This window comes from Streptomyces sindenensis, from assembly GCF_014649035.1.
GTDB classification, from domain to species: Bacteria; Actinomycetota; Actinomycetes; order Streptomycetales; family Streptomycetaceae; genus Streptomyces; species Streptomyces sindenensis.
The window spans coordinates 32,392-59,230 of sequence record NZ_BMSG01000001.1 but is presented as its reverse complement, the minus strand read 5'-3'; the positions used below and the strand labels follow the sequence as shown (position 1 = coordinate 59,230).

Annotated in this window: 26 protein-coding genes, 1 pseudogene and 1 riboswitch; of the genes and pseudogenes, 11 read left to right on the top strand and 16 right to left on the bottom strand. The window is 72.0% G+C overall.

The features are described from left to right. Positions 1–116: 116 nt before the first annotated feature. Complete coding sequence (gene hisN, locus IE145_RS00285) at positions 117–917, bottom strand: histidinol-phosphatase (protein WP_069737523.1); 801 nt, start codon at positions 915–917, stop codon at positions 117–119. 119 nt (positions 918–1,036) lie between these two features. Between hisN and IE145_RS00280 the strand changes: the two genes are divergently transcribed. Next, a complete protein-coding gene (locus tag IE145_RS00280) occupies positions 1,037–1,615 on the top strand; it encodes a TetR/AcrR family transcriptional regulator (RefSeq protein WP_189517704.1) in 579 nt (192 codons plus the stop codon). Positions 1,616–1,675: 60 nt separating this feature from the next. Here IE145_RS00280 and IE145_RS00275 read toward each other — a convergent pair whose 3' ends face one another. From IE145_RS00275 to IE145_RS00260, 4 genes are all read right to left on the bottom strand, one after another. Continuing rightward, positions 1,676–1,999, bottom strand: coding sequence for a DMT family transporter (locus IE145_RS00275; RefSeq protein ID WP_069737525.1), 324 nt, complete (start codon positions 1,997–1,999; stop codon positions 1,676–1,678). A gap of 178 nt (positions 2,000–2,177) precedes the next feature. Continuing rightward, complete coding sequence (gene rsgA / locus IE145_RS00270) at positions 2,178–3,194, bottom strand: ribosome small subunit-dependent GTPase A (protein ID WP_189517702.1); 1,017 nt, start codon at positions 3,192–3,194, stop codon at positions 2,178–2,180. Between the two features lie 3 nt (positions 3,195–3,197). Then, positions 3,198–4,550: a 3-phosphoshikimate 1-carboxyvinyltransferase gene (aroA, locus tag IE145_RS00265; RefSeq protein ID WP_189517698.1), complete on the bottom strand. Its 1,353-nt coding sequence runs from the start codon at positions 4,548–4,550 to the stop codon at positions 3,198–3,200. A gap of 103 nt (positions 4,551–4,653) precedes the next feature. Next, positions 4,654–5,367, bottom strand: a complete 714-nt coding sequence (locus IE145_RS00260) for a M50 family metallopeptidase (RefSeq protein ID WP_189517695.1) — start codon at positions 5,365–5,367, stop codon at positions 4,654–4,656. Between the two features lie 53 nt (positions 5,368–5,420). Between IE145_RS00260 and IE145_RS00255 the strand changes: the two genes are divergently transcribed. The 9 genes from IE145_RS00255 to IE145_RS00215 all read left to right on the top strand — a co-directional run bounded on the left by IE145_RS00255 (position 5,421) and on the right by IE145_RS00215 (position 13,866). Further along, entirely contained in the window at positions 5,421–6,236 is an 816-nt protein-coding gene (locus IE145_RS00255; RefSeq protein WP_189517692.1) for an SOS response-associated peptidase, read from the top strand. 148 nt (positions 6,237–6,384) lie between these two features. Continuing rightward, positions 6,385–7,026, top strand: coding sequence for an alpha/beta hydrolase family protein (locus tag IE145_RS00250; RefSeq protein ID WP_189517689.1), 642 nt, complete (start codon positions 6,385–6,387; stop codon positions 7,024–7,026). A gap of 311 nt (positions 7,027–7,337) precedes the next feature. Continuing rightward, positions 7,338–7,994, top strand: a complete 657-nt coding sequence (locus tag IE145_RS00245) for a sigma-70 family RNA polymerase sigma factor (RefSeq protein ID WP_010061546.1) — start codon at positions 7,338–7,340, stop codon at positions 7,992–7,994. Then, positions 7,991–8,311: a mycothiol system anti-sigma-R factor gene (gene rsrA, locus IE145_RS00240; protein ID WP_189517686.1), complete on the top strand. Its 321-nt coding sequence runs from the start codon at positions 7,991–7,993 to the stop codon at positions 8,309–8,311. Before IE145_RS00245 ends, rsrA begins: the two co-directional genes overlap by 4 nt. 99 nt (positions 8,312–8,410) lie before the next feature. Then, on the top strand, positions 8,411–9,874 hold the full coding sequence (locus tag IE145_RS00235) for an HD-GYP domain-containing protein (RefSeq protein ID WP_189517683.1): 1,464 nt from the start codon (positions 8,411–8,413) through the stop codon (positions 9,872–9,874). After that, a complete protein-coding gene (locus tag IE145_RS00230) occupies positions 9,871–11,160 on the top strand; it encodes an HD-GYP domain-containing protein (protein WP_189517680.1) in 1,290 nt (429 codons plus the stop codon). Before IE145_RS00235 ends, IE145_RS00230 begins: the two co-directional genes overlap by 4 nt. 92 nt (positions 11,161–11,252) lie before the next feature. After that, positions 11,253–12,248 carry a tetratricopeptide repeat protein gene (locus tag IE145_RS00225; protein WP_006127468.1) on the top strand — a complete coding sequence of 332 codons (996 nt, stop codon included), beginning with the start codon at positions 11,253–11,255 and terminating at the stop codon, positions 12,246–12,248. Positions 12,249–12,322: 74 nt separating this feature from the next. Continuing rightward, complete coding sequence (gene def / locus IE145_RS00220) at positions 12,323–12,961, top strand: peptide deformylase (RefSeq protein ID WP_075264312.1); 639 nt, start codon at positions 12,323–12,325, stop codon at positions 12,959–12,961. A 167-nt stretch (positions 12,962–13,128) separates the two neighbouring features. Then, the gene (locus tag IE145_RS00215; protein WP_189517677.1) at positions 13,129–13,866 is read left to right on the top strand and encodes a D-Ala-D-Ala carboxypeptidase family metallohydrolase; all 738 of its coding nucleotides are present in this window, start codon (positions 13,129–13,131) and stop codon (positions 13,864–13,866) included. A 16-nt stretch (positions 13,867–13,882) separates the two neighbouring features. Here the strand turns inward: IE145_RS00215 and IE145_RS00210 are convergent, their stop codons facing one another. Further along, complete coding sequence (locus IE145_RS00210; RefSeq protein WP_189517674.1) at positions 13,883–14,863, bottom strand: GlxA family transcriptional regulator; 981 nt, start codon at positions 14,861–14,863, stop codon at positions 13,883–13,885. Between the two features lie 81 nt (positions 14,864–14,944). Between IE145_RS00210 and IE145_RS00205 the strand changes: the two are divergent. Beyond that, a pseudogene (locus tag IE145_RS00205) lies at positions 14,945–15,148 on the top strand (hypothetical protein); the annotation flags it as partial. Between the two features lie 153 nt (positions 15,149–15,301). Here IE145_RS00205 and IE145_RS00200 read toward each other — a convergent pair. The 10 genes from IE145_RS00200 to IE145_RS00155 form a co-directional block, all read right to left on the bottom strand. Beyond that, positions 15,302–16,102, bottom strand: a complete 801-nt coding sequence (locus IE145_RS00200) for an ABC transporter permease (protein ID WP_189517671.1) — start codon at positions 16,100–16,102, stop codon at positions 15,302–15,304. A 5-nt stretch (positions 16,103–16,107) separates the two neighbouring features. Further along, entirely contained in the window at positions 16,108–16,965 is an 858-nt protein-coding gene (locus IE145_RS00195) for an ABC transporter permease (RefSeq protein ID WP_189517667.1), read from the bottom strand. Next, positions 16,962–17,933, bottom strand: a complete 972-nt coding sequence (locus IE145_RS00190; RefSeq protein WP_189517664.1) for an ABC transporter ATP-binding protein — start codon at positions 17,931–17,933, stop codon at positions 16,962–16,964. The genes IE145_RS00195 and IE145_RS00190 overlap by 4 nt, the downstream gene beginning before the upstream one ends. 184 nt (positions 17,934–18,117) lie before the next feature. Continuing rightward, complete coding sequence (locus IE145_RS00185; protein ID WP_189517661.1) at positions 18,118–19,137, bottom strand: ribonucleotide-diphosphate reductase subunit beta; 1,020 nt, start codon at positions 19,135–19,137, stop codon at positions 18,118–18,120. Next, on the bottom strand, positions 19,137–21,560 hold the full coding sequence (locus IE145_RS00180; RefSeq protein WP_189517658.1) for a ribonucleoside-diphosphate reductase subunit alpha: 2,424 nt from the start codon (positions 21,558–21,560) through the stop codon (positions 19,137–19,139). The genes IE145_RS00185 and IE145_RS00180 overlap by 1 nt, the downstream gene beginning before the upstream one ends. Before the next feature lie 137 nt (positions 21,561–21,697). After that, a riboswitch (cobalamin riboswitch) is annotated at positions 21,698–21,821 on the bottom strand. Positions 21,822–21,885: 64 nt separating this feature from the next. Continuing rightward, entirely contained in the window at positions 21,886–22,395 is a 510-nt protein-coding gene (locus IE145_RS00175) for a GNAT family N-acetyltransferase (protein ID WP_189517655.1), read from the bottom strand. Further along, entirely contained in the window at positions 22,395–23,096 is a 702-nt protein-coding gene (locus tag IE145_RS00170; protein ID WP_189517650.1) for a hypothetical protein, read from the bottom strand. The genes IE145_RS00175 and IE145_RS00170 overlap by 1 nt, the downstream gene beginning before the upstream one ends. Before the next feature lie 151 nt (positions 23,097–23,247). Continuing rightward, positions 23,248–23,451: a YbdD/YjiX family protein gene (locus tag IE145_RS00165; RefSeq protein ID WP_189517648.1), complete on the bottom strand. Its 204-nt coding sequence runs from the start codon at positions 23,449–23,451 to the stop codon at positions 23,248–23,250. Further along, positions 23,448–25,673 carry a carbon starvation CstA family protein gene (locus IE145_RS00160; RefSeq protein WP_189517645.1) on the bottom strand — a complete coding sequence of 742 codons (2,226 nt, stop codon included), beginning with the start codon at positions 25,671–25,673 and terminating at the stop codon, positions 23,448–23,450. The genes IE145_RS00165 and IE145_RS00160 overlap by 4 nt, the downstream gene beginning before the upstream one ends. A 162-nt stretch (positions 25,674–25,835) precedes the next feature. Further along, positions 25,836–26,828 (bottom strand): helix-turn-helix transcriptional regulator, encoded by a 993-nt coding sequence (locus IE145_RS00155; protein ID WP_189517642.1) that lies wholly within the window; start codon positions 26,826–26,828, stop codon positions 25,836–25,838. Positions 26,829–26,839: the final 11 nt, after the last annotated feature.

The following is a 26,839-nucleotide window of genomic DNA, read 5'->3' as shown; positions in this document are numbered from 1 at the left end:
GGCGGGCGCGCGCCGGGGGAGTGCGCGAGCACGCGCACGACGGCGGGCACCGCCGGGGCGGCACGGCTCGGCGCCGCTGACCGGGCACGGCCCAGCGGGGCCGGCCCGGCCCGGTTTCAGTAGCGCTGGTTGAGATAGCCCAGCAGCTCGTCGTGGAGGAGGCCGTTCGAGGCCGCCGCGTTTCCGCCGCCCGGACCGTCCTCCCCGTCCAGCGAGGTGTACCGGCCGCCCGCCTCCTGGACGACGATCGCGGGCGCCGCCATGTCCCACAGCGAGAGCTCGGGCTCCGCGCAGATGTCCACGGAACCCTCGGCGACCATCATGTACGGCCAGAAGTCCCCGTACCCCCGCGTCCGCCAGCAGGCCCGGGTGAGGTCCAGGAGACCGTCGAGGCGGCTCTGCGCCTCCCAGCCCGCCAGGGACGAGAACGCGAACGAGGCGTCGGCGATCCGCCCCACCTTCGACACGTGCATCCGGGTCGCCGAGGTGAGGCTGCGGCCGGTGAACGCGCCCGCGCCCTTCGCCGCCCACCAGCGCCGGTTCAGCGCGGGCGCGGAGACCACGCCCACCACCGGCCGGAAGCCCTCCTCGCCCGCCTCCATCAGCGCGATCAGCGTCGCCCACACCGGCACACCGCGCACATAGTTCTTGGTGCCGTCGATCGGGTCGATCACCCAGCGCCGCGGACCGGAGCCCTCGACCCCGTACTCCTCGCCCAGGATCGCGTCCCGCGGGCGGGCCCGATGCAGATGGCCCCGGATCAGCTCCTCGGCGGCCTTGTCGGCCTCGCTCACCGGCGTCATGTCCGGCTTGGTCTCCACCTTCAGGTCGAGAGCCTTGAACCGGTCCATCGTCGCGGCGTCGGCGGCGTCCGCCAGTACGTGGGCGAGGCGCAGATCATCGTGGTAGTCGGGCATGCCGCCACAGTATCCAGCGCCGCCGGACGCGGGCTACAGCGCCCCTGTCGCCCGGAACCCTTGACAGCACCCGGGAGCGCCTCAACGCTGAACGCAGGATCCCGGGGCGGGGGGTGACGATGCCGACAGCGCGAGAGGCCCTGCTGGACGCCGCCCTCCGGGCCCTGGCCGGCCGCCCCTGGCACGCCGTGCGCATGGTCGACGTCGCCGCCCTGGCCGATGTCTCGCGCCAGACGCTCTACAACGAGTTCGGTACCAGGAACGGACTGGCCGAGGCGCTCCTGCGGCGCGCCGCCGACGGCTATCTCGCCGGGGTCGACCGGGCTCTGACCGCCCCCGTGCCCGACCGTCCGGCCGCCGTCGCGCTCTGGACCCTCCGGGCCGCCCGTCAGGACGCGCTGGTCAGGGCGCTGCTCACCGGGCACTGGGTGGAGGGGCTGCCCCGGCCGGACCGGCGGCCGGGCTCCCGGGGCCGCCCGGGCGGGATGCCGCCGCCGCGCCCCGAGGAGCTGCTCGCGCTGGTACGGGACCGGACGGCGGCGGCGTCGCCCGGGGTCACCGCCGGGCGCTGCGAGATCGTCCTGCGCCTCGCGCTGTCCTGTGTCATCGCGCCGGTGCCGGGCGACGACGCGACGGACAGCCGCGCGCTCCGCCTCCTCCGGGAGGCGACGAGGCCGGTGGTACGGGAGAGGGTGTAGCGGGGCTCAGTGGGCCGAACCGGACAGCGGCGCTCAGTGGGCCGAGCCGGACAGCGGCGCTCAGTGGGCCGAGCCGGACAGCTGGAGGCCGATCACTCCGATGATCACCAGGGAGATCGACACCAGCTTCAGGGTGGAGACCACGTCGCCGAGGAAGACCATGCCGTAGATCGCGGTCCCGGCGGCCCCGATCCCGGTCCACACCGCGTAGGCCGGTCCGACGTCCAGCTTCTTCAGCGCCAGGGTCAGCAGACCGAAGCTGCCGAGCGCGAAAGCGGCGAAGGCGATCGTCGGCCAGAGCCGGGTGAATCCGTGGGAGAGCTTCAGACACACGGCGAAGCCGGTCTCCAGCAGTCCCGCGACCACGACCAGCAGCCACGCCATCGTCAGTTGCCTCCCGCGTAGGTGACCGGCTCCGGTTCGGGAACGGACCGGTGGGCGGCGTCAGGCACCGCTCACTCGGTGCGATTATGCCTTTACCGGTCGTTGAAGCTCGCAAACATGCCCGGGGCGACGCGGCTGATTCCCGCCGGAACGATCCGTACAAGAGGTCTTGGCGCCGTCAGTCGCCCTCGCGCCGCTCGCGGGTGGCGAGCAGCCGGCGCAGCGAGTCCAGGCGGGCCGGGTCGGCGTGCCCCTCGGTGACCCAGGCGTCCAGCGCGCACTCGGGCTGGTTCCCGTCGTGGGTGCAGCCGCGCGGGCAGTTCTCGGTGCCCGGCTCCAGGTCCGGGAAGGCGTGGATGACACGCGACGGGTCGACGTGGTGCAGCCCGAAGGAGCGCACGCCCGGGGTGTCGACCACCCAGCCCCGGTCGCCGGGCAGCGGCAGCGCGAGGGCCGAGGTGGTGGTGTGCCGGCCCCGGCCGGTGACCGCGTTGACGATGCCCGTGGTCCGCCGCCGGTCCTCCGGGACCAGGGCGTTGACCAGCGTCGTCTTGCCGACCCCGGAGTGCCCGACGAAGGCGGTGACCTTGCCGTCCAGCAGCTCGCGCACCCGCTCTGCCGCGTCCCCGTTCTCCAGCTCCTCGCGGCTGGTCACGATGTACGGGACGCCGAGCGGCGTGTACGCCTCCAGCAGCTTGTCCGGCGACGCCAGGTCGGACTTGGTCAGCACGAGGAGCGGGGTGAGCCCGCCGTCGTACGCCGCCACCAGACAGCGGTCGATCATGCGCGGGCGGGGCTCCGGGTCGGCCAGCGCGGTGACGATCGCCAGCTGGTCGGCGTTGGCGACCACCACGCGCTCGTACGGATCGTCGTCGTCGGCCGTGCGGCGCAGCACCGTACGGCGCGGGGCGATCCGCACGATCCGGGCCAGGGTGTCCTTCTCGCCGGAGAGGTCGCCGACGATGGAGACGGTGTCGCCCACCACGGCGGCCTTGCGCCCCAGTTCGCGAGCCTTCATCGCGACCACGGTCCGGCCGTCGACGAGGCAGGTGAGCCGTCCCCGGTCGACGGTGAGGACCATGCCGTCCTCGGCGTCCTCGTGCTTGGGCCGGATGTGCGTACGCGGCCGGTTGCCCTTGCGGTTGGGGCGGACGCGGATGTCGTCCTCGTCGGGGTTCTTCCCGTAGCGGCGCATGATCTAGATCCCGAGCATCCCGGTCCACATGTCCGGGAAGTCCGGCAGCGTCTTGGCGGTCGTCCCCACGTTCTCGATCTCCACGCCCTTCACCGCCAGGCCGATGACCGCCCCGGCCGTGGCCATGCGGTGGTCGTCGTATGTGTGGAAGACGCCGCCGTGCAGCGGGCGCGGGCGGATGTGCAGTCCGTCGGCCGTCTCGGTGACATCGCCGCCCAGCTCGTTGATCTCCTTGGTCAGCGCGGCCAGCCGGTCCGTCTCGTGCAGCCGCAGATGCGCGACGCCGCTCAGCGTGGAGGGGGAGTCGGCCAGGGCGGCGACCGCCGCGATGCCCGGGGTCAGCTCACCGACCTCGCCCAGGTCCACGTCGATGCCGTGGATCCGGCCCGTACCCGTGAAGGTCAGTCCGCGCTCGGTCAGCTCGCAGGAGCCACCCATCGCGGTGAAGATCTCGCGCAGCGCGTCACCCGGCTGGGTGGTGCGCTCGGGCCAGTCCGGGATCGTGACCCGGCCGCCGGTCACCAGGGCCGCCGCCAGGAACGGCTGGGCGTTGGACAGATCCGGCTCGATCGTCAGGTCCCGGCCGAGCAGGGCGGAGGGGGAGACCCGCCACACGTTGGGCTCACCGCCCGTCTCCGGCTCGTCCACCTGGGCGCCGACGGCCCGCAGCATGTCGACCGTCATCCGGATGTGCGGCATCGAGGGGAGCACGGCCCCGGTGTGCCGGACCTCCACGCCCTGGTTGAACCGGGGCCCCGACAGCAGCAGCGCCGAGACGAACTGCGAGGACGACGAGGCGTCGATCGAGACCGGGCCGCCCTCCAGCGCCCCGCCGCCGTGCACGGTCAGCGGCAGCGCGCCGCGCCCGTCGTCGTCGATCCGCGCGCCGAGCGCCCGCAGGCCCTCGATCACCCCGGTCAGCGGGCGCTCGTAGGAGCGGGGGTCGCCGTCGAAGCGGATCGGGCCGTCGGCGAGCGTGGCGACGGGCGGCAGGAAGCGCATGACCGTGCCCGCGTTGCCGACGTCGACCGTGGCCGGGCCGTGCAGCCCCGCCGGGATGACCCGCCAGGCCTCGCCCGAGCTGTCCGGGGAGGCGGCGGCGGAGGGGCTGCTCGCGGACGAGGAGGAGATGGTCTCCTCGATGCCGACGCCCATGGCACGCAGCGCCTCGGCCATGAGCAGGGTGTCGCGGGAGCGCAACGGGCGGCGCAGCCAGCCCGGCTCGGCGGCAAGGGAGGCCAGCACGAGCGCGCGGTTGGTGACCGATTTCGATCCGGGCACGGTGACGGTGGCGTCGACGGCCCCGCTCGCGTGGGGGGCGGGCCAGAGGGCGGGCTGCACGGAACTCTCGGTCATGGCCTTTACTTTAGTGGCTCCACGCCGACCCGGATCCGGTCCAAAAGGGCGGAAACCGTCCCGTAACCAGGGAGTGGTACGGACCGGAGCGGCCGACCCGGCCTCACCAGCCCAGCAGCCACCGGCCGCCGCCGATCAGCGAGCACAGCGACACCGCGTGGAAGAGGAACAGCCACAGCACCGCCGGGGCGTGCGTGAGCCGGGCCAGCTGGTCCGCGTCGGAGTCCGGGGCGCCGCCGTGCCGCCGCTTGGACTGGAGCTCGAACGGCGGCCGCACCCCGCCCAGCAGCAGGAACCACACCACCACGTATGCGAACGCCGACTGCACGTCAAAGGAGGCCAGCCAGGACACCAGCAGGAAGGTGGTGCCGGTCAGGATGACGGTGAGGGCCCCGTACACATTGCGGATCATCACCAGCATCACCGCGAGCAGAGCCGTCGCCACCCACAGCAGGAGGGTGATCCTGCCGTTCGTCAGCAGCCAGGCGCCGCCCAGGCCCAGCAGGGACGGGGCCGTGTAGCCCGCCGCCGCCGTGAGGATCATGCCGATCCCCGTCGGCTTGCCGCGGCTCACGGTCAGCCCGCTGGTGTCCGAGTGCAGCCGGATGCCGGAGAGCTGCCGTCCGGTGAGCAGGGCCACCAGCCCGTGGCCGCCCTCGTGGGCGATGGTGATCGTGTTGCGGGCGAGCCGCCACAGCGGATTCGGTACGACCGCGATGAGGGCGAGCGTCGCCGTCACCACCACCAGCCACTGCTCGGGGGCGGGTTGGGTGCCGGTCACGCGATCCCACAGATCGCCCAATTCGGTGCTGTTCATCGGCCGGGCGACTCCTTGCGGTCGGGGCGGGCGGTCGTGGCAGTCTGGCACTTATGTGCGGACGGTATGCAGCGAGTCGGAAGCCCGAGGACCTGACCGGCCTCTTCGGCGTCGAGAAGTGGGAGCCCACCGAGACCCTGGAGCCGGACTGGAACGTGGCGCCGACCAAAGAGGTCTACGCGGTTCTGGAGCGTCCTGTGAAAGACGCGGACGACCGGCGTCCGGTTCGCCAGCTGCGCGCCCTGAAATGGGGACTCGTGCCGTCCTGGTCCAAGACTCCCGACGGCGCCGCCCGGATGATCAACGCCCGCGCGGAGACCGTGCACGAGAAGCCCTCCTTCCGCCGTGCCTTCGCCCAGCGCCGCTGCATCCTGCCCGCCGACGGCTACTACGAGTGGGTCACCGGCGCGGAGGAACGGCAGCTGGAGGAGAAGAAGGGCAAGAAACGCCCCCGCAAGCAGCCGTACTTCGTCACCCCCGCCGACGGTTCCGTCTTCGCGATGGCCGGACTGTACGAGTTCTGGCGCGATACGACCCTGCCCGGCGACCATGAGAGCGCCTGGTGGGTGACGTGTTCGGTGATCACCACCGAGGCGGAGACCACACCGCTGGCCGTCGCCCCCGCCGAGGGGCCCGCCGCGCTCGCCGACATCCACCCCCGGATGCCGCTGATGCTCACCCCGGACCGCTGGGACGCCTGGCTGGACCCCTCGCGCACCGGCGAGGACGAACTGCGGGCCCTGCTGGAGCCGCCACCGGGCGGGCTGATGCGCGCCTACCCGGTCGCCACCGCCGTCAGCAACGTCCGCAACAACGGGCCCGAACTTCTGGAGGAGCTGGCGGCACCGGAGGAATCGACGCTGTTCTGAGGCGTACGCGGGGGAGTCCACGCCGCTCCTGGGCGCGCACGGGGAGTCCACGCCGTTCCGAGGCGTACGCGGGGGAGTCCGCGCCGTTCCGAGGCGTGCGCGGGGGAGTCCGCGCCGTTCCGAGGCGTGCGCGGGGGAGGATGGCGTGGTGAGCCGTCAACCACGTACGCAGAACGTCACCACCGACGCCGGTGAGGCCCGGATCACCTGGGTCCCCGCCGCCGCACCCCGCCGCGTCCTCGCCGTGAGCCACGGGGCGGGCGGCGGGATCGAGGCCCGCGACCTGAAGGCCCTGGCCGCCGCCCTGCCCGGACACGGCGTCACCGTCGCCCTGGTGGAGCAGCCCTGGCGGGTGGCCGGCAAGAAGGTGGCGCCCGCCCCGAAGACCCTGGACACCGGCTGGCGCGGACTGTGGCCCGCCCTCGCCGCCCCCGGGCTCCCCGTCATCGCCGGAGGCCGCAGCGCCGGGGCCCGCGTGGCCTGCCGGACCGCCACCGAACTGGGCGCGGCGGCCGTCCTCGCGCTCAGCTTTCCGCTGCACCCGCCGGGCAAGCCGGAGAAGTCCCGCGCCGACGAACTGCTCGGCACCGGCGTGCCCACCCTGGTGGTGCAGGGCGGCAACGACCCGTTCGGCAGGCCCGACGAGTTCCCGCCCGGCTCGTACACGCTGGCCGAAGTGCCCCACGGCGACCACGGGTTCGCGGTGCCGAAGCGGTCCGGACTCACCGAGGAACAGGCGATGGGCATCCTCACCGAAGCGGTCACCGGGTGGCTCACATCACTCGGATGACCCCCGGCGGCCGGTCGGCACGGCCGTCGCACCCGTGTCACCGGCCCCGGGAATGCTCCGCGCCGGGGCGCTGTTGTTCGGGACGTCGGTACAACAACGTCGTACGTGGAGAGGGAGTCCGTCGCATGGGTTCGACCATCTGCCCCAGCCGCTCGAACGCCGCTGACCTGGAGTGGACCGTGCTGCCCGCGGCGAGGACCACCTCCGAGCGGCCCCTGGGCGGGGGTAATCGACAGGCCGCCACCGAGCAAGGTCGACTATTCTCCGAGGCGAGCGGGTCCGGTTTCGGCTCCGCCACATCGTTGGAGGAGGTGGGTCCGGTCACTGGGACCGACACAGGGACCGACGACGGCCGCGCACCCGAGACGCCCGCCGAGCGCAACGCGCGCTTCGAGCGGGACGCGCTCGGCTTTCTCGACCAGATGTACTCGGCCGCGCTGCGCATGACGCGCAACCCCGCCGATGCCGAGGACCTGGTCCAGGAGACCTACGCGAAGGCGTACGGCTCCTTCCACCAGTTCCGTGAGGGCACCAACCTCAAGGCGTGGATGTACCGCATCCTCACCAACACCTTCATCAACTCGTACCGCAAGAAGCAGCGGGAGCCCCAGCGCAGCGCCGCCGAGGAGATCGAGGACTGGCAGCTGGCCCGGGCCGAGTCGCACATGTCGACCGGTCTGCGCTCGGCGGAGTCCCAGGCCCTCGACCATCTCCCCGACTCCGACGTGAAGTCGGCGCTCCAGGCGATCCCCGAGGAGTTCCGCATCGCGGTGTATCTCGCCGATGTCGAGGGCTTTGCCTACAAGGAGATCGCGGACATCATGGGGACTCCCATCGGTACGGTGATGTCCCGGCTGCACCGCGGCCGTCGCCAGCTGCGCGGCATGCTGGAGGACTACGCCCGTGAGCGCGGGCTCGTCGCGGCCGGTGCCGGTGACTCGGACGATCGGAAGGGCTCGGCCTCATGAGCTGCGGAGAGCCGCACGAGACGGATTGCTCGGAGGTCCTCGACCACCTCTACGAGTTTCTCGACCGGGAGATGCCCGAGGGCGACTGCACCAAGTTCGAGGTGCACTTCGAGGAGTGCTCCCCGTGCCTGGAGAAGTACGGTCTGGAACAGGCCGTGAAGAAGCTGGTCAAGCGCTGCTGCGGACAGGACGACGTCCCGACCGACCTGCGCTCCAAGGTGATGGGCCGGATCGATCTGATCCGGGCCGGCGAGGCCGTGCCCGATCAGGACGTGACCGTGCAGGGCACGGACCGGTCGGCGACCGCCGCCGAATAGTCACCCGAATGTGCTAATCGGACCCGTAGCGGCTCGGTGAGCCGCGCAACTCGCTAGCGTGGCGCGTCCATCGACCATGCTGGGGGGCGAGTGCGGGCCGTGAGCGGCACACCGGCGGCGGCGCGGGTCTGCGTCCTGGCCGCCGTCCTCGGTGCGGGCTGGTGCACGCTTCCGGCGTACGCCGCCGACGCCCCGGTCCCGTGGGGCACTGCGACCCTGCTGACCGCCCTCGGGCTCGGCTGCGAGGCGGCCGGCCGGCGGTCGCCGCCCGGAGGCCCCGGACCGGTCGCCGCCGGAGCGTTCCTCCCGATCCTCCTCGCCGCCGCCTTCCTGCTGCCGCCTTCGGCCGCCGCGCTGGTGGCGGCGAGCGGTTCTCTGGCCGGACGGGTGGAGCAACCGCCGTACGCGGCCCGTCGGATCTGGCGGGCCGCGCAGCTCGCCCTCACCTGCGCCGCCGCCTCCTGGACGTATGCGGCGCTCGACGGGCCCGCGACCCTCGGCGGTGCGGGAGCGGCCCCGGACTTCCCTCTCGCCCTGCCGCCCGCCTGCGCCGCAGCGGTCGCCTTCAGCCTGGTGCTGACCGCGCTCGACGGCATCGTCCTCGCCGCGGCGGAACGCAGGCCCGTGCACCGCAGCGTGTACAGCATCCTGCCGCTCGCGCTCGGTCCGCATGTGGTGCACGCGCTCGCCGGGCTGATGACGGCCGTCCTGTGGCGGAGCCCGTACGGCCCGCTCTCCGCGCTCCTCGTGCTGCTCCCGATGTACCTCTCCTGCTGGGTCTTCGCGCAGTACCACCGCGAACAGGCCGCCCACCGCGCCACCATCCGCGCCCTGGTGCACGCCGTCGACATCAAGGACACCTACACCCGGGGCCACAGCGAACGCGTCGGCCGCGCCTCCGTTCTGATCGCCCGTGAACTCGGCATGGACGACCACCGGGTGGAGGGGCTCCGGTTCGCCGGGATCCTGCACGACATCGGCAAGCTCGGCGTCCCCACCCGGGTGCTGCGCAAGGACGGGCCGCTCACCCCCGAGGAACGGCGGATCATGGAGCTGCACCCGGAGTACGGGCACGAGATCGTCCGGGGCATCGGCTTCCTGGACGAGGCCCGCGACGCGATCCTGCACCACCACGAACGGCTCGACGGCAGCGGCTATCCGTACGGGCTGAGCGGCTCGCGCATCCCCGAGTTCGCCCGGGTCGTGGCCGTCGCCGACGCCTTCGACGCGATGACCTCCACCCGCTCCTACCGCCGTGCCCGCCCGGTCCACGCCGCGCTCGCCGAGCTGAAGCGGTGCGCGGGCAGCCAATTCGACCCCCGGATGGTGGGGGCGCTGGACCGCGCCCTGCGCCGGCACGGCTGGAGCGAGGCCGACACCGCCGTCACGGCCGACGAACCGCGCGAGCCGTTCGTATCGCTTAAGACGCCTGAGCCGCAGGGGCCCCACGGGGCCCGTGAGCCCCGAGGCGTGGTGCCCGCCGCCCGCCGGGACACGCCTCCCGCCCCGCCCGCCCGGAGCGCCGCTCCGCTGTCCGGGCCGTCCCGGGACCGTCGCCGGTGAGGGCCCCGTACGGCAGCGGCCCACTCGCCCCGGCCGTCCTCGCGGTGCGCGGGGCCGCCCTGCTCCTCGCCCTCGTCGCGCTCGCCCACACCCTGGTGCACGGACTCGCCGAGCCGGGCCTCGCCCTGGTCTTCGGGCTCCTCGTCGCCGCCGGGGAGCTGATCCGCCGGGACTCCGCCGCCGGGGAGCGGGAGCCCGCGCCGCTCGCCGCGGCCGGGGCCCTCGCGTACGCCCTGCTCGGGGAGAGCGCCGGGCGGCCGACCACGCACGGGGCGCTCCAGGTGATCGCCGTGGTGGTCGTCGCGCAGGCGCTCGCCGCCGCGCCGCGCAGAGCGCGGGGCCGTCGCACGGACGCCGACCGGGCCGCCCGCCGGACCCTGACCGTGGGCTTCACGGCGGTCTGCTTCCAGCCTCTGTACGACTCCGGGCAGGCCGAGCGCTGGTTCGGCGACGGGCCGTACTTCCCGCTGTTCCCGCTCGCGGTCCTGGCGCTGACCGCCCTGTGCGACGCCGTGCTCGCCGCCCTCCTGGCGCGTTCGGCGGCCCGTGCCGAGGAGGGGCCCGGCGCCCTGCCCCCGTACGGATCGCTCCTGGCCGACGAGGTGCGCGCGCTCGCCGGGACCGGCACCGCGATCGGGGTGACCGGGGTCGTGACGGCGCTGGGTGTCGCGGTCGCCGGGCCGTGGGCGCCCGCCGTGCTGTGCGGCCCGCTGCTGCTCACCCAGGTCTCCGCCCGCCGGTACGCAGCCGTCCGCACGACCTGCCGGCAGACGATGGCCTCGCTCGCCCGCGCCACCGAGATCGCCGGGTACACCCCGCCCGGCCACGCCCGCCGGGTCGCCGCGCTCGCCACCGCCGTGGGCCGGGAGCTGGGGCTGACCGGGCCCCGGCTGACCGTGCTGGAGCACGCCGCCCTGATGCACGACACCGGCCAGCTCTCCCTCGTCGACCCGGTCGCCGGGGGTGCGACCGCCCTGCTGCCCGCCGCCGAGCAGCGCCGGATCGCCCTCCTCGGCGGGGCGGTGGTCCGCCGTACCGGGGCCGGTCCGGAGGTCGCGGCGGTGGTGGAGCGGCAGGCCGATCCCTACCGGGAGCAACCGCTCGCCGCCAGGATCGTCAGGACGGTCAACGCATACGACGACCTGTGCGGGGAAGGCGTCGGCGGGCCGCTCGGCGCGCTGGAGCACCTCAGGCTCGGCACCGGGCACGACCACCAGCCACAGGTGGTCGAGGCGCTGGGACGCGTCCTCGCGCGGGGCGGTCTGGCCCGGGCCGGAGCTGGGTAACCCATGGGTAATGAGCGGGCGTCCGGCCGGGCATGGTTGGATGCGAAAGCAGAGTGGATGACGAGGGTGCCCAGTCGGGACAGGCGGGAATCGTGAGGATCTTCGGGAAGGTACGGCATCGCCCGTCCGCCTCTTGGCGGCAGGCCACGGACCGCGCGTTCACGCTGATCGGCGACGGCCGGTACGAGGACGCGGGGGCGCTGCTGACGCGTGCGGCGGATCTGGAGCCCTGGCTCTCGGAGTCCTGGTTCAATCTGGCGCTGCTGCACAAGTTCCGGCACGACTGGGAGCAGGCGCGCGCGGCGGGCCTGCGGGCCGTCGCGCTGCTGGACCGCGAGTCGGGCGCCCCGGACTGGTGGAACGTGGGGATCGCGGCCACCGCGCTGCAGGACTGGCCGCTGGCGCGGCGGGCCTGGCAGGCGTACGGACTGAAGGTTCCCGGCGGCGGCCAGCACAGCGCGGCCACCACCGAGCCGACCGGCATGGAGCTGGGCAGCGCGGCCGTGCGGCTCTCGCCGGAGGGCGAGGCCGAGGTGGTCTGGGGCCGCCGGCTCGACCCGGCCCGGATCGAGGTGCTCTCGATCCCGCTGCCGTCCTCGGGGCGGCGCTGGGGCGAGGTCGTCCTGCACGACGGGGTGCCCAACGGCGAGCGGGTCACCGCGGCCGGGCCCGCGTATCCGGTGTTCGACGAGATCGAGCTGTGGGCGCCCTCCCCGGTGCCGACCTGGGTGGTGCTCCTCGAGGCGGCCACCGAGGAGGACCGGGACGCGCTGGAGAAGCTGGCCTCCGACGCCGGGTTCGCCGCCGAGGACTGGTCCTCGTCCGTGCGCCTGCTGTGCCGGGCGTGTTCGGAGAGCCGGATGGAGAGCGACGAGGGCGACGGGGAGCACCTGGACCCGCACGATCACAGCGAACCGGGCCACCCGGGGCCGCTGGGCCACCGCACCGCCGGGGCCGGCGACCTCTGGGTGCCGGAGCGCGAGTGCGGTCTCGCAGCCCCCGCCGGACTGGTGCGCGGGCTGCTGGACGGCTGGGTCGCCGACAGCCCGGACAGCCGCGAGTGGCGGGATCTCGAAGAAGTCTGCTGACCGCTGCCCGTAGGCTGTAGGCGCACCGGTCGCGGTGCGGTTCCCCAGGTTTTGCAGGAAGGCGTACGGCGGACATGTCGCAGCAGGAGACGGACGGGCGGATCGACGTGGACGACGAGGGGTTCGTCGTCGACACCGAGGACTGCGAGGAGCGTGAGGCGGCCTACCGTGCGCGCGGCACCTCGCGTCCGATCACGGTCGTGGGCAACCCGGTGCTGCACAAGGAGTGCAAGGACGTCACCGCGTTCGACGACGAGCTGGCCCAGCTGATCGACGACATGTTCGCCAGCCAGAAGACGGCCGAGGGCGTCGGTCTCGCGGCCAACCAGATCGGCGTGGACCTGAAGGTCTTCGTCTACGACTGCCCGGACGACGACGGCAAGCGCCACACCGGCGTCGTCTGCAACCCGGTCCTGGAGGAGCTGGCCCCCGAGATGCGGGTGCTCGACGACTCCAACGAGGGCTGCCTCTCGGTCCCGACCGCGTATGCCTCCCTCGCCCGCCCCGACTACGCGGTGGTGCGCGGCCAGGACGCCCAGGGCAACCCGATCCGGGTCAAGGGCACCGGCTACTTCGCGCGCTGCCTCCAGCACGAGACGGACCACCTGTACGGATACCTGTACATCGACCGGCTCTCCAAGCGGGAGCGCAAGGACGCACTGCGGCAGATGGAAGAAGGCACGCCGCGCTACGAGACCGTCCCGAACAGCTGAGTACGCCGTGGCGGGGGCCCGGTGCCGGTTCGCCGGCACCGGGCCCCCGCCACGTTCCGTGGAACCCCCTGGCAGCTAACTGCAGTTTACCCACGGGTAGTTGACGCGCGTAGCTGACTGGGCCAGGCTCGCTCTCAATTGACCGTGACGTTCAGAGGGAGGCCCCCGTGCTGAAACGCACCGCACGCGTTCTGCTCGGATTTGTCATGACCATTGCATTCGCCTTGGGTGGTGTGGCGCTGACCGCCGGCACCGCGCAGGCCGACGGCTGCTACACCTGGACCCGCACCCTGAGGCCCGGTGCCACCGGCAGCGACGTCACCCAGCTCCAGATCCGGGTGGCCGGATATCCGGGCTACAACGCGGTGCTCGCCATCGACGGCTCGTACGGCCCCGCCACCACCGCCGCCGTCAAGCGGTTCCAGGCGGCCTACGGCCTGGCCGCCGACGGGATCGCCGGACCCGCGACCCAGGCCAAGCTCTACGCGCTCCAGGACGCCGACTGCACGCCGATCCACTTCACGTACCCCGAGCTCAACAAGTGCAACAGCACCTGGGCCGGCGGCGCGGTCGCGGCGGGCACGGCCAGGGCCAACGCGCTGAGCAGCATGTGGAAGCTGGAGGCGCTGCGCCACGCGCTGGGTGACAAGTCGATCCGGGTCACCAGCGGATTCCGCTCCTACCCCTGCAACTCGGCCGTCGGCGGAGCGAGCAACAGCCGTCACCTGTACGGCGACGCGGTCGACCTCGGCGCCTCGCCCCACTCCCTGTGCACGCTGGCCAAGCAGGCCCGCTACCACGGCTTCCGCGGGATCCTCGGCCCGGGCTACGTCGGCCACAACGACCACGTGCACGTCAACCAGGGCCCCAACCGCCACTGGTCCGCGCCCAGTTGCGGCGTCTGACCCTTCCGCGCCGCGCTCAGGCGACGTCGGGCACGGCCGTGGCCGCCGGGCCCCGGAACGTACGGCGGTAGGCGTTCGGCGTGGTGCCCAGTGACCGCACGAACTGGTGTCGCAGTGTCGCCGCCGTACCGAAGCCCGTCTGCCCCGCGATCGTGTCGATCGTGCGGTCGGAGGTCTCCAGCAGATGCTGGGCCAGCAGTACCCGTTGCCGCAGCAGCCAGCGGTACGGGGTGGTCCCGGTCTCCTGCTGGAACCGCCGGGCGAAGGTGCGCGGCGACATGTGCGCCTGCGCGGCCAACTGCTCCACCGTCATCTCCTGGTCGAGGTGCTGCTCCATCCACACCAGGGTCCCGCCGACCGTGTCGCAGGCGTTCCGGGGCAGCGGGCGGCTGATGTACTGCGCCTGCCCGCCGTCCCGGTGCGGCGGGACCACCATCCGCCGGGCGATGGTGTTGGCCGCGTCCTGCCCGTACTCCTGGCGGACCAGATGCAGGCAGGCGTCGATCCCGGCGGCGGTCCCGGCGGAGGTGATGACCGGGCCCTCGTCGACGTACAGCACGTCCGGCTCCACGATCGCCGTCGGGTAGCGGCGGGCCAGATCCGCCGCGTGCCGCCAGTGCGTCGTGCAGCGGCGGCCGTCCAGCAGCCCGGCCGCGCCCAGGACGTACGCTCCCGAGCAGACGCTCAGCACCCGCGCACCGCGCCCCACGGCCCGGCGGAGCGCCGACAAGGCCGCCTCCGGATACGTCCTGGCCATGGCGTCGCCGCTCGCGGGGACAGCGATGAGGTCGGCCTCCTCCAGCCGGTCCAGGCCATGGGGCGTACTGATGGTGAAGCCCGCGTGGGTGCGCAGGTGGGGCCCCTCGGCGGAGACCACCGCGAAATCGTGCACCGGAAGGCCCTCTTCGCTGCGGTCGAGGCCGAACACCTCGCACAACACGCCGAGTTCGAAGGGGTGGACATCGTCCAGCAGCAGAACGGCGACATTTTTCAGCATGGAGTCAGTGTGGCAGTAATTTGATGCTGTGTGGCAGTGCTGCCACTGACCAGAATCCCCCGGGCGGACGAAGGTAGAGGCATGAACCTCTTCCTGGACTACCTCGTCGTGACCGCCCTGTTCGCCCTCGTCCTCCTCCCCGCGGGCCTCGGCATCGCCCGTGAGCGCCGCATCGACCGCCAGCTGCGCGACGCCGCACGGGGGGAGGCGGAGCCCACGGAAACGGAAAGGGCCGCGCGGCCGGTCGCGGCCACGCGGCGCTCCTCCCCGACGAGCGGGGCGAGGGCCTCGGTCGGCTCGCTCGGGTCGTACCTGAGGCCGGGGCCGATCCGGTCCAGCACCTCGCAGTAGGACGTGAGGGCGGGCCCGGCCTTCCGCATCGGCCGGAACCCGGTCTCCGGGCGCGTTCTCCCCAGAGGTTTGCGGGGCCGGTCCGGCTCAGTGCCCGCTGCTCTCGTAATGGCGGGACTGCCGCTCCCAGAAGCGGTACGCGGCGTACATGAGCACGACGCCGATGGCCGGAGCGCCCCAGGCGAGCCATTCCGGCACGGCGAGTTCCTCCCCCCGGTCCATCAGCACGGTCGCCGGCAGATAGGCGACGAAGGCCAGGGGGAAGACGAAGGTCAGCCCGAAGCCGGCCACCGGGCCGAAGATCTTCAGCGGGTAGTTCCCGAAGTCGCTGAAGATCATGTCGATGGCGAACTTGATGGGAGAGACCCGCTTCATCCTGAAGACCAGCGCGGAGGCGGCCAGTTGCAGAGAGCCTTCCACCAGCGCACCACCCGCCACGGCGAGCAGGAGGAAGCAGACGGCTCCCGGTGACCAGTCGACCGGTGCGGAGGCCGAGGCGATGGACAGGAGGACCACGCCGCCCGCCAGGTCGCCGAGCGAGCTCAGCCGGACCCTGCGGGTGAGGAGCTGGACAAGCGGTGGCACCGGACGGACGAGATAGCGGTCGTAGTCGCCCTCGACGACGACCTCGTCGACGTGGATCAGCTGGTGGCCGGGGAGCAGCCACAGGCCGTGGGCGGTGAGCCTGATTCCGTAGAGGAAGGCGATCTCCGCCAGTCCCCAGCCGCCGACCTGCCCGAAGCGGTCCAGCACCGCCCAGATGAACGCCAGCCCGACGCCCTGGTAGAACAGGCCGCCGATGATGTTGATGAACAGGTTCCCCCGGTACTGGAACTCGGCCCGGAACGCCGCACCGGCCAGCAGCAGATAGACGCGCGCACCCCGCATCGCCCTTATCCTCCCTGCGACATGACGCGGCGCCGGGCGCGCGACCAGACGAACGCGGCCAGCGCGCCGAGCGCGCAGATCCAGGCGAGCTGGACCCCGAGAGCGGCTATGATGCCCAGCCCCTCGACCCGGCCGAGGTAGACGGCCGCGGGGGTGTACGCGGTGGCCTGGAAGGGCAGCCATTCCGCGGCCGCCCGCACGGGTCCCGGCATGAACCACAACGGGACCAGGGCCCCGGAGAAGAACTGCGCGACGAAGCGGTAGGCCATCAGGGCGCCGCTCACCTCCAAGGTCCAGAAGGAGACCATGCCGAGCAGCAGCCCGAGCAGCTGGTTCACGAGCAGCGCGCCGATCAGCGCCACCGGGTAGGCGAACCCCGCGGCCGCCGAGGCGGGCGCCCGGCCCGCGCCGATCAGCAGCGCGAACGGCAGTGCCACCAGCAGGACCGGGACGGCGGCCGATGCCCACCCGAGCTGGCCGGAGAGCATCTGTGCGGGGAATCCGACGGGCCGCAGCAGGTCCACGGCGACCTTGCCCTCCCGTACCCGCTGGTCGATGGGGGAGGACCGCCACGGGCTGACGAGCTGGTATTGGAGCGTCGTCAGCGTCGCGTACGCCGTCATGGTGGTGAGGCTGAGCCCGTCCACCTCCGCGCGGCCGTCGTAGAGGGCCTTCCAGACCACCGTCAGCAGCCAGATCTGGAGGAGCATCATGGCGAAGGACGACAGATAGGCCGTGCGGTAGGTGAGGGCGGCCCGGAACTCCATCCGCGCGCAGGCGAGACAGGCCCGCAGCAGTGTCCCGGCCGGCCGCTTCGCGGAGGTGGGGGCCGTCATGGTGGCGGAGGCCGTCGGGGCGTTCATCCGCGGTCCGCGTAGATCCGGTGGATGACGCTCTCCAGTTCGGGTTCCACGATCGAGAGGTCGGTCACCCGGTGCCGCGCCAGCACCGCGGCCACCAGCTCGGCGGGCGGGGTGCGGACGGGGTCGAAGCGCAGCCACACCTTGCCGTCCTCGCGGCGGACGACCTCCGCTCCTTCGACGCTCTCCAGCCGGTCGGTCTGCACCACGAGTTCGCGGTGCGGCGCGTAGCGGGTCTTGAGCTCGTCCACCGCGCCGTCGTAGGCGACCCTGCCGTGGTCGATGAGGATGATCCGGTCGCAGAGTTCCTCGACGTCGTCGAGATCGTGGGTGGTGAGGACGACCGTGGTGCCCGACGCGCGGTTCAGCTCCCCGACGAAGGTGCGTATCCGCTCCTTGGCGATGACGTCGAGCCCGACGGTCGGCTCGTCCAGATACAGGATGTCCGGGTCGTAGAGCATCGCGGCGGCGAGGTCGCCGCGCATCCGCTGGCCCAGGGAGAGCTGGCGGACGGGAGTGTCGAGGAACGGACCGAGGTCGAGCACCTCACTGAACTGCCGCTGCCTCTCGCGGAACCGGGCCTCTGGAACGTCGTAGAGGCGGCTGATCAGCCAGAGCGAGTCGCGCAGCGGCAGGTCCCACCAGAGCTGGCTGCGCTGGCCGAAGACCACGCCTATCCGGCGGGCGTTGCGGGACCGGTCCCGCCAGGGCGTGGCGCCGGCGACCGTGACCGTGCCGGAGGTCGGGACGAGGATGCCGGTGAGCATCTTGATGGTGGTGGACTTCCCCGCGCCGTTGGGGCCGAGATAGCCGACCATCTCGCCCTGCCGCACCGTGAAGTTCACGCCGTCGACGGCGCGCTTGACGGTCTGCTCACGCGTCAGCAGCGTACGGAGGCCCGCGAAGCGGCCCTCCTGCCGGGTCGGTCGGCTGAACTCCTTGACGAGGTCTGCCACTTCTATGACGGGCATGTGCGCCTCTCCTGGAGCGAGTCGGCCCTGCGGGGCGAAGTCCAGCCGAGAGTGTGCACGGGGAGACTTAGTCTAGTCCAACCATTTACCGGTGGGCCGGTCCTCGTCATGCCGTGACGGGGACGCGGACGGCCCCACCGTGCTCAGCAGCACGGTGGGGCAGACGGCAGTTTGACGACAGGTCCTAGAAGTCGTCGTCGAACCCGACCGAGCCCTCGACGGCCACCTGGTAGGCGGACGGACGGCGCTCGAAGAAGTTCGTCAGCTCCTGGACGCCCTGGAGCTCCATGAAGGAGAACGGGTTCTGTGAGCCGTACACCGTCGGGAAGCCGAGGCGGGCGAGCCGCTGGTCGGCGACGCACTGGAGGTACTCGCGCATCGACTCGGTGTTCATGCCCGGCAGCCCGTCGCCGCACAGGTCGCGGCCGAACTGCAGTTCCGCGTCGACGGCCTCCTTCAGCATGTCGGTGACCTGCTGCTGGAGCTCGTCGTCGAAGAGGTCCGGCTCCTCCTTGCGGACCGTGTCCACGACCTCGAACGCGAAGTTCATGTGCATCGTCTCGTCACGGAACACCCAGTTGGTGCCCGTGGCGAGACCGTGCAGCAGACCCCGGGAGCGGAACCAGTACACGTACGCGAACGCACCGTAGAAGAACAGCCCCTCGATGCAGGCCGCGAAGCAGATCAGGTTCAGCAGGAAGCGCCGGCGGTCCGCCTTCGTCTCCAGCCGCTCGATCTTCTCGACCGAGTCCATCCACTTGAAGCAGAACTGCGCCTTCTCGCGGATCGACGGGATCTCCTCGACCGCGTCGAACGCCGCCGCCCGGTCGTCCGGGTCGGGCAGATAGGTGTCCAGCAGCGTCAGATAGAACTGGACGTGCACGGCCTCCTCGAAGAGCTGCCGCGACAGGTACAGCCGCGCCTCGGGGGAGTTGATGTGCTTGTACAGCGTCAGGACCAGGTTGTTCGAGACGATCGAGTCACCGGTCGCGAAGAACGCCACCAGCCGGCCGATCATGTGCTGCTCGCCCGGCGACAGCTTCGCGAGGTCGGCGACGTCCGAGTGGAGGTCGACCTCCTCCACGGTCCAGGTGTTCTTGATCGCGTCCCGGTAGCGCTCGTAGAAGTCCGGGTAGCGCATGGGACGCAGGGTCAGCTCGAATCCCGGGTCGAGCAGGTTCTTCTCTTCGTTGGTGGTGCTCATCACTGGCAGGCCTCGCAGGACTCGGGGTTTTCGAGAGAGCAGGCGATGGCGTCCGCGTCGGGCGCCTGCGCCTGCTGTACGGGAATGGGGGCGGCGGCCGACGCCTGGCCGGACGCGGCACGGGCGATCCGGGTCGCCGGGCGCGAACGCAGGTAGTACGTCGTCTTGAGCCCCTGCTTCCAGGCGTACGCGTACATCGAGGAGAGCTTGCCGATCGTCGGCGTCTCCAGGAACAGGTTGAGCGACTGGCTCTGGTCCAGGAACGGCGTACGGGCCGCCGCCATGTCGATCAGACCGCGCTGCGGGATCTCCCACGCCGTGCGGTACAGCGCCCGGACGTCATCGGGGATCCACGCGAAGCCCTGCACCGAGCCGCTGGCCTCGCGCAGCGCCTCACGGGTCCGGGCGTCCCACACGCCGAGCTTCTTCAGCTCGTCCACCAGGTAGGCGTTGACCTGGAGGAACTCACCGCTGAGCGTCTCGCGCTTGAACAGGTTGGAGACCTGCGGCTCGATGCACTCGTACACACCGGCGATCGAGGCGATCGTCGCGGTCGGTGCGATGGCCAGCAGCAGCGAGTTGCGCATACCGGTCTTCGCGACCCGGGCCCGCAGGGCGTCCCAGCGCTCCGGCCAGTTCAGCTCGGTGTCGTAGTGGTCGGGGTGCAGCACTCCGCGCGCGGCCCGGGTCTCGGACCAGGCGGGCAGGGGACCCGACCGCTCGGCGAGGTCGCAGGACGCCTCGTACGCGGCCAGCATGATCCGCTCGGAGATCTTCGTGGAGAGCGCGCGCGCCTCGGGCGAGTCGAAGGGCAGCCGCAGCTGGAAGAAGACGTCCTGGAGGCCCATCGCGCCCAGGCCCACCGGCCGCCAGCGGGAGTTGGAGTTCCCGGCCTGCTCGGTCGGGTAGAAGTTGATGTCGACGACCCGGTCCAGGAAGGTCACGGCCGTACGGACCGTGGAGTCCAGGCGGTCCCAGTCGATCGAGCCGTCGGCCACGAACGCGCCCAGGTTGACCGAGCCCAGGTTGCAGACGGCCGTCTCGCCGTCGTCGGTGACCTCCAGGATCTCCGTGCACAGGTTCGACGAGTGCACGACCCGGCCCGGCTCGGCGGTCTGGTTCGCGGTCCGGTTGGAGGCGTCCTTGAACGTCATCCAGCCCTGGCCGGTCTGCGCGAGGGTCCGCATCATCCGGCCGTACAGCTCACGCGCCGGGATCGTCTTGCGGGCCAGCCCCTTGGCCTCGGCCGCCCGGTAGGCCGCGTCGAACGCGTCGCCCCACAGGTCGACCAGCTCGGGCACGTCCGCCGGGGAGAACAGCGACCACTCGGTGTCCGCCTCGACCCGGCGCATGAACTCGTCCGGGATCCAGTGCGCCAGGTTCAGGTTGTGCGTACGCCGCTGGTCCTCACCGGTGTTGTCGCGGAGCTCCAGGAACTCCTCGATGTCCGCGTGCCAGGTCTCCAGGTAGACCGCTGCGGCGCCCTTGCGCCGGCCGCCCTGGTTCACCGCCGCCACCGAGGCGTCCAGCGTCTTGAGGAACGGCACGATGCCGTTGGAGTGCCCGTTGGTGCCCCGGATCAGCGAACCCCGGGCGCGGATGCGGGAGTACGACAGACCGATGCCGCCCGCGTGCTTCGAGAGCCGCGCCACCTGGTGGTAGCGGTCGTAGATCGAGTCCAGCTCGTCCTTCGGCGAGTCCAGCAGGTAGCACGAGGACATCTGCGGGTGCCGGGTGCCGGAGTTGAAGAGGGTGGGGGAGGAGGGGAGGTAGTCCAGCTTGCTCATCAGCCCGTAGAGCGCGGCGACCTCGTCCAGTGCCCGCACCGACTCGTCCTCGGCCAGGCCCGCGGCCACGCGCAGCATGAAGTGCTGCGGGGTCTCGATGACCTGCCGGGTGATCGGGTGGCGCAGCAGGTAACGGCTGTGCAGCGTACGGAGACCGAAGTAGCCGAAGCGGTCGTCCGCGCCCTCGGCCAGCGTCCGCTCGACCAGCTCGTCCAGCGCCTTCGCGTGCAGCTCGACGAAGGCGGCGGTGCGGTCGGCGATCAGGCCCTCGCGGTGGCCCACGGCGACCGAGGCGGAGAAGGACGTCGCGCCCTGGCCGGCCGCCTCGTCGGCGATCGAGAGGGTCAGCAGCCGGGCGGCCAGCCGGGAGTACGCCGGGTCCTCGGAGATCAGCCCCGCCGCCGCCTCGGTGGCCAGCGAGCGCAGCTCGGCCTCGTCGGAACGGGCGTTGCGCCCGCGCAGGGCCGCGGCGGCGACCCGTCCGGGGTCGGTGTCGGGAAGGTCGACGGTGAGGTCGGTCAGGGTCCGCAGCAGGGCGGTCCCGGGTCCGTCGTCGGAGGCCTTCCCGGCCGTGGTGGACGCTGCGGACACGGCGGATTCGGTGGCTGAAACCGGATCGGCGGGCGCGATGGTCACGGGGCTTTCCCTCGCTCGGCAGGGGGCCGGCGGAAGGAGGGGGAGCCGGGCAGCGTGAAACCCGGGTCGGGGCGGCACTGCTGACGGCGTCCACCGGCCTATCCGCGAGGCCCGGACGTCTGGCGTCCGGTTCGGTCGAGCCGGACGCGCTGTCGACAGGTCTTCGGACTTGCAGGTGCGCAAAAGCGCACTGATCACACCGTTGCGGGACAGTTCCGGATTCACACCGGATTCCCCTGCGGCGACAGCGAGGTCGAGCATACATGTGGGGGCCGCCAGAAGCTGCGGCCCCCACATGTTGTGTCGCGTCGATTTCCGGTGCCCCTCAGGACACCGCCTCCAGCGGCAGCCGGAAGGCCATGAGCCGCAGGCCCGGCACCGGCTCCCAGTCCCGTTCGGGGGTCCGCAGAAAGCCGAGCCGACGGTAGATCCTATGGGCCGAGAGCATGGCCGGCTGCGTCGACAGCACCAGCGCCCGGACACCTTCCGTCGACCGGGCCCGGTCGACGCACGCCCGTACGAGAGCCTCCCCCACACCCCGTCCGCGCCCCGCACGGGCCACGGCCAGCATCCGGAATTCGGCCTCGCCCGGACCGGCGATGTCACGCCACGGCGTGCCGGGAGCGGCATACGTCACACCGCCGAGCACCACCCCGTCCGCGTCGAGCGCGACCAGCACCTCCGCCTCGGCGGCCCGCTGCTCCACCGCCCGCAGTCTGACGAGATACGGGTCCTGGGGCCCGTCCAGCAGACCGTCGCCCAGATACGCCTCGGCGACGATCTCGCCGAGCACGCCGTACTCGGCGGGCTCCGCCACTCTGATCGTCAGGTCCATCAGCCGCTCGCTCCCACCTCGTTGTTCGGCGCGCCGTCGCCGACCGGCGGCAGATCGCCGCGCTCGACCGGCTGCCGCTCGGCGGGCTCCCCGGCGGGCTCCCCGGCGGGCGGCAGGACCCGGTCCAGCTCGTAGTCGTCGGCGCGATGGGCGGCGAGGGCCGCCGACCGCAGCGTCGCCCGGTCCACCTCCTGGCGCTTTCCGCTCAACGTCACCACCAGATCGCCCTGTTCCCGGGCGTACGCATGACCCGACTCCGTGGCCCGGTACCACTGTTCGCCGTCCCGCTCGCACGTCACCAGGGGCTCCTGCTCGCTGCCCGTCGCGGGTCCGTCCGTGCAGTCGGCGTCGGCGTGCGGGAGGCGTTCCACCGACAGCTTGATCTGCCCGCCGTCCGGCTCGGTGTAGACGCTGCCGAATCCGTCGTCGCCGAGCACCCCGACCGACTGGCGGGCCAGGGCGTAGCCGGCGGCCTCGGTCACCCACACGTGCTCCGCGACGAGCTGGGCGGCGCTCGCCCGTGCCTCCAACTCCGCCCGGTCGGGTGCTGGACCGGCCGAACCGCTCGGGCCCGCCGCCCGGGTGCCGGGCGCCGGCTCGGTGCCGCAGCCCGTCGCCGTCAGGGCCAGGGCCAGCGTCATGGTCAGCGTCGTGGTCAGGCGGAGGGGCCGGAGCCGGGGCGATCGGGAGCGCGATGTCATGGGCACATCCTTTCGTACGGTGAGGGCGCCGCGTCCCGCGCCCGTACGGTGAGGGCGCCGCGTCCCGCCCGCCCGAGGCCGGACGGGGAGACGGAAAGGGGCCGCCGTGCCCCTGGACGGGATGCGGCGGCCCCGGTTCGGCCGGCGGTGCTCAGCAGCAGCGGAAGCCCTCGCGGGGATCCGCCTCGCGGGCGTCCGTGCGGCTGCGTTCGAAGGCGCGGCGGGTCATCACCCGGGCCTCCGGATCGTGCGCCCTCGCGTGCGCCACATAGCGGTCGTACGTGGACTCGCCGGTCAGCTCACGGACGTACCAGCGGATCCGCCCGGCCACCCGTCGTACGTCCGCGACCGTCATGTCCGGCTCCCCGTCTCCACCGGCTCCTTGCGGATGCCGCCCTCGGGGCCGACACCGGCGGCGCGCAGTTCGGCCTTCTCCTCCTTGGTGGCGAAGAGCGACGCCGGGGCGACGAGCCTGGACTCGACGTACGGCGCCTCGTGGAGCTTGACGCTCTCCGGGTCGCGGATGGCCTTGTAGCAGACCCGGCCGGCGTCCACGAGCACCACGATGATGAGGAGGGCGAAGAGCGCGCTGAGCACCCCGTCGACCGTGGAGTTGGTGACGACGGTCCGCATGTCGTCCATGGACTTCGCGGGGGCCAGCACCTCGCCCGCGTCGATGCCCGCCTGGTACTTGTCGCGCTGGGCGAAGAAGCCGACCTTCACGTCGTCGGAGAAGATCTTCTGCCAGCTCGCGGTGAGCGTGACCGCCACGTCCCAGGCGAGCGGGACCGCGGTGACCCACGCCCACTTCAGCCGGCCGGACTTGACGAGCAGGACGGTGCAGACGGCCAGGGCGACGGCGGCCAGCAGCTGGTTGGCGATGCCGAAGAGCGGGAAGAGCTGGTTGATGCCGCCCAGCGGGTCGTGCACACCGACCCAGAGGAAGTAGCCCCAGCCGCCGACCACGACGGCACTGGCGAACCAGACGCCCGGCTTCCAGCTGACCTCGCGGAACGGCTTGTAGGCGTTGCCCAGCATGTCCTGGAGCATGAAGCGCCCGACCCGGGTCCCGGCGTCCACGGTGGTGAGGATGAAGAGCGCCTCGAACATGATGGCGAAGTGGTACCAGAACGCCTTCATCGCGGTCCCGCCGATCACCGCGGAGAAGATCTCCGACATACCGAGCGCGAACGTGGGCGCGCCACCGGTCCGGGAGAGCAGGCTCGCCTCCTCGACGTCCTTGGCGGCCTGGGCCAGGGCGTCCGGGGTGATGGTGAAGCCGAAGCCGGCCACGGCCTGGGAAGCGGACTGGACGCTGTCGCCGATCACGCCGACGGGCGCGTTGATGGCGAAGTAGAGGCCGGGGTCGATGATGCAGGCGGTGATCATCGCCATGATCGCCACGAACGACTCGGTCAGCATGGCGCCGTAGCCGATCATCCGGATCTGCGTCTCCTTCTGGACCATCTTCGGCGTGGTGCCGGAGGAGACCAGGGAGTGGAAACCGGAGAGGGCGCCGCAGGCGATGGTGATGAAGACGAACGGGAACATCGAGCCGGCGAAGACCGGCCCCTGGCCGTTGGTGGCGAAGTCGGTGACCGAGGGCATCTTCAGGGTCGGCAGCGCGACGACCACGCCGACGGCGAGCAGCGCGATCGTGCCGACCTTCATGAAGGTGGAGAGGTAGTCGCGCGGGGCCAGCAGCAGCCACACGGGGAGCACGGAGGCGAGGAACCCGTACACGACCATCCAGATGACCAGCGTGCCCGGCTCCAGCGTGAAGAAGTCCGCCCAGGACGACTCGGCGACCCAGCCGCCCGCGACGATCGCGAGGAGCAGCAGGGCGACGCCGATGACGGAGACCTCGCTGACCCTGCCGGGCCGCAGGATGCGCAGATAGACACCCATGAAGAGGGCGATCGGGATCGTCATGCCGATGGAGAAGACGCCCCACGGCGAGTGCGCGAGCGCGTTCACGATGACCAGCGCGAGGACCGCCAGCAGGATGATCATGATGATGAAGACCGCGACCAGGGCAGCGATCCCGCCGACCGGCCCGATCTCGTCACGCGCCATCTGGCCGAGCGAACGGCCGTTCCGGCGGGTCGAGAAGAAGAGCGTCACCATGTCCTGGACGGCGCCGGCGAAGATGACGCCGACGACCAGCCAGATCGTGCCGGGCAGATATCCCATCTGCGCGGCGAGCACGGGGCCGACCAGGGGGCCCGCCCCGGCGATGGCGGCGAAGTGGTGGCCGAACAGCACCCGGCGGTCGGTGGGATGGAAGTCGACACCGTTGTCCAGCCGTTCGGCCGGGGTCGCGCGGTTCTTGTCGGCTTTCAGGACCCGGTTGGCGATGAACCGGGAGTAGAAGCGGTACGCGATGGCGTACGAACCGAGGGCCGCCGCCAGCATCCAGGCGGCGGAGACCTCCTCACCCCGTGAGAGCGCGAGGGTGGCCCAGCCGATGGCGCCGACCAGGGCCACCAGGCTCCATACGGCCAGGGACTTCGGGGTCGGCCCGCGCCGCCCTGCTGCGGGTGAGACAGGTGGTGCTGGTGTGGGTGATTTCGCCATGTGGTGCTCCGTCCCCTCGCTGATCACCGGTGCGATGGGCAGGAAATCTAGGGGACGCGTCCGACCAGCGTCACCCCCTGTCCGCATTGCGGTCCGGCAACGGTGATGTGTCGCAACAGGACACGGGCGGCACGCCGGCCCGGTTCACCGGGCGCGGGCCGCTCAGACCCAGCCCCGCCGGGCCGCCTCCGCACCCGCCTGGAACCTGCTGCGGACCTGCATCCGGGCCGTCAGCTCCGCGTTCATCCGGCGCACGGTACGCAGCGAGACCCCCAGGCGGCGGGCCGCAGTCGCGTCCGTGTGCCCCTTCGCCAGCAGCGACAGCAGCTCGTCCTCCTGCGGGGTCAGCCCGTTGTCGTCGCGGGCCGGAGCGGAGCCGAGCGGGGTGGCGTTCACCCACAGCTGCTCGAACAGCGTCCGGGCCACCGCGACCGCCCCCTTGCTGCGCAACTCCAGGGCGCCCGCCCGCCCGTCGTCGGGGTCCAGCGGCACCAGCGCGACCTCACCGTCCACCACCACCATGACCAGGGGCAGCGTCGGCAGCGTCCGGTTCTCCGCGCCGAGCGACCCCAGCCGGTTCACGTAGCGCAGGGTCAGCGGGTCGTTGCGGAAGCTGTCCTGGTAGATGCTGCGCAGCCGCACCCCGCGCTCCAGCGCCCGCCGGTCGAGAGGCCAGCTCGCCTCCAGCGTGTCCGGGGACTGCGCGCCGCCGGGCAGCAGCGAGAGGCATTCCGCCCTGGCCAGCTCGGCCAGTTCGGTCAGCCGCTCGCGTACCGCGTCGAGCCCCTCCAGCCGCTTGACGGCGTCGAATCCGCCGCCGGCCCGCCGCCCCCGGTCCGTGGTGAGGGCCGACATCGCGTCCCGGGCGACTTCGAGCCCCCGCTGCTGCCGCGCCAGTTCGGCCTCCCGGCGGGAGAGGAGGAACGGCAGGCTGGTCGCCGGGTCCAGGGCCCGGAAGACCGGCGGGCCCTGCTCCGCCCCGTGGGGGCCGTCGTCCAGCAGGCACAGCTCCGCCAACTGGTCCAGGGCCCGGCGCACATCGTCCTCGCTCCGCCCCAGCCGGGCCACGATCTCGTCGAGCCGCAGTTCCGGTTCCTCCAGGACGAGCCGGTAGACCAGCTCCGTCCGCTCGTCCAGCCCCAGTACCTCTAACATCCCTGGCTCCC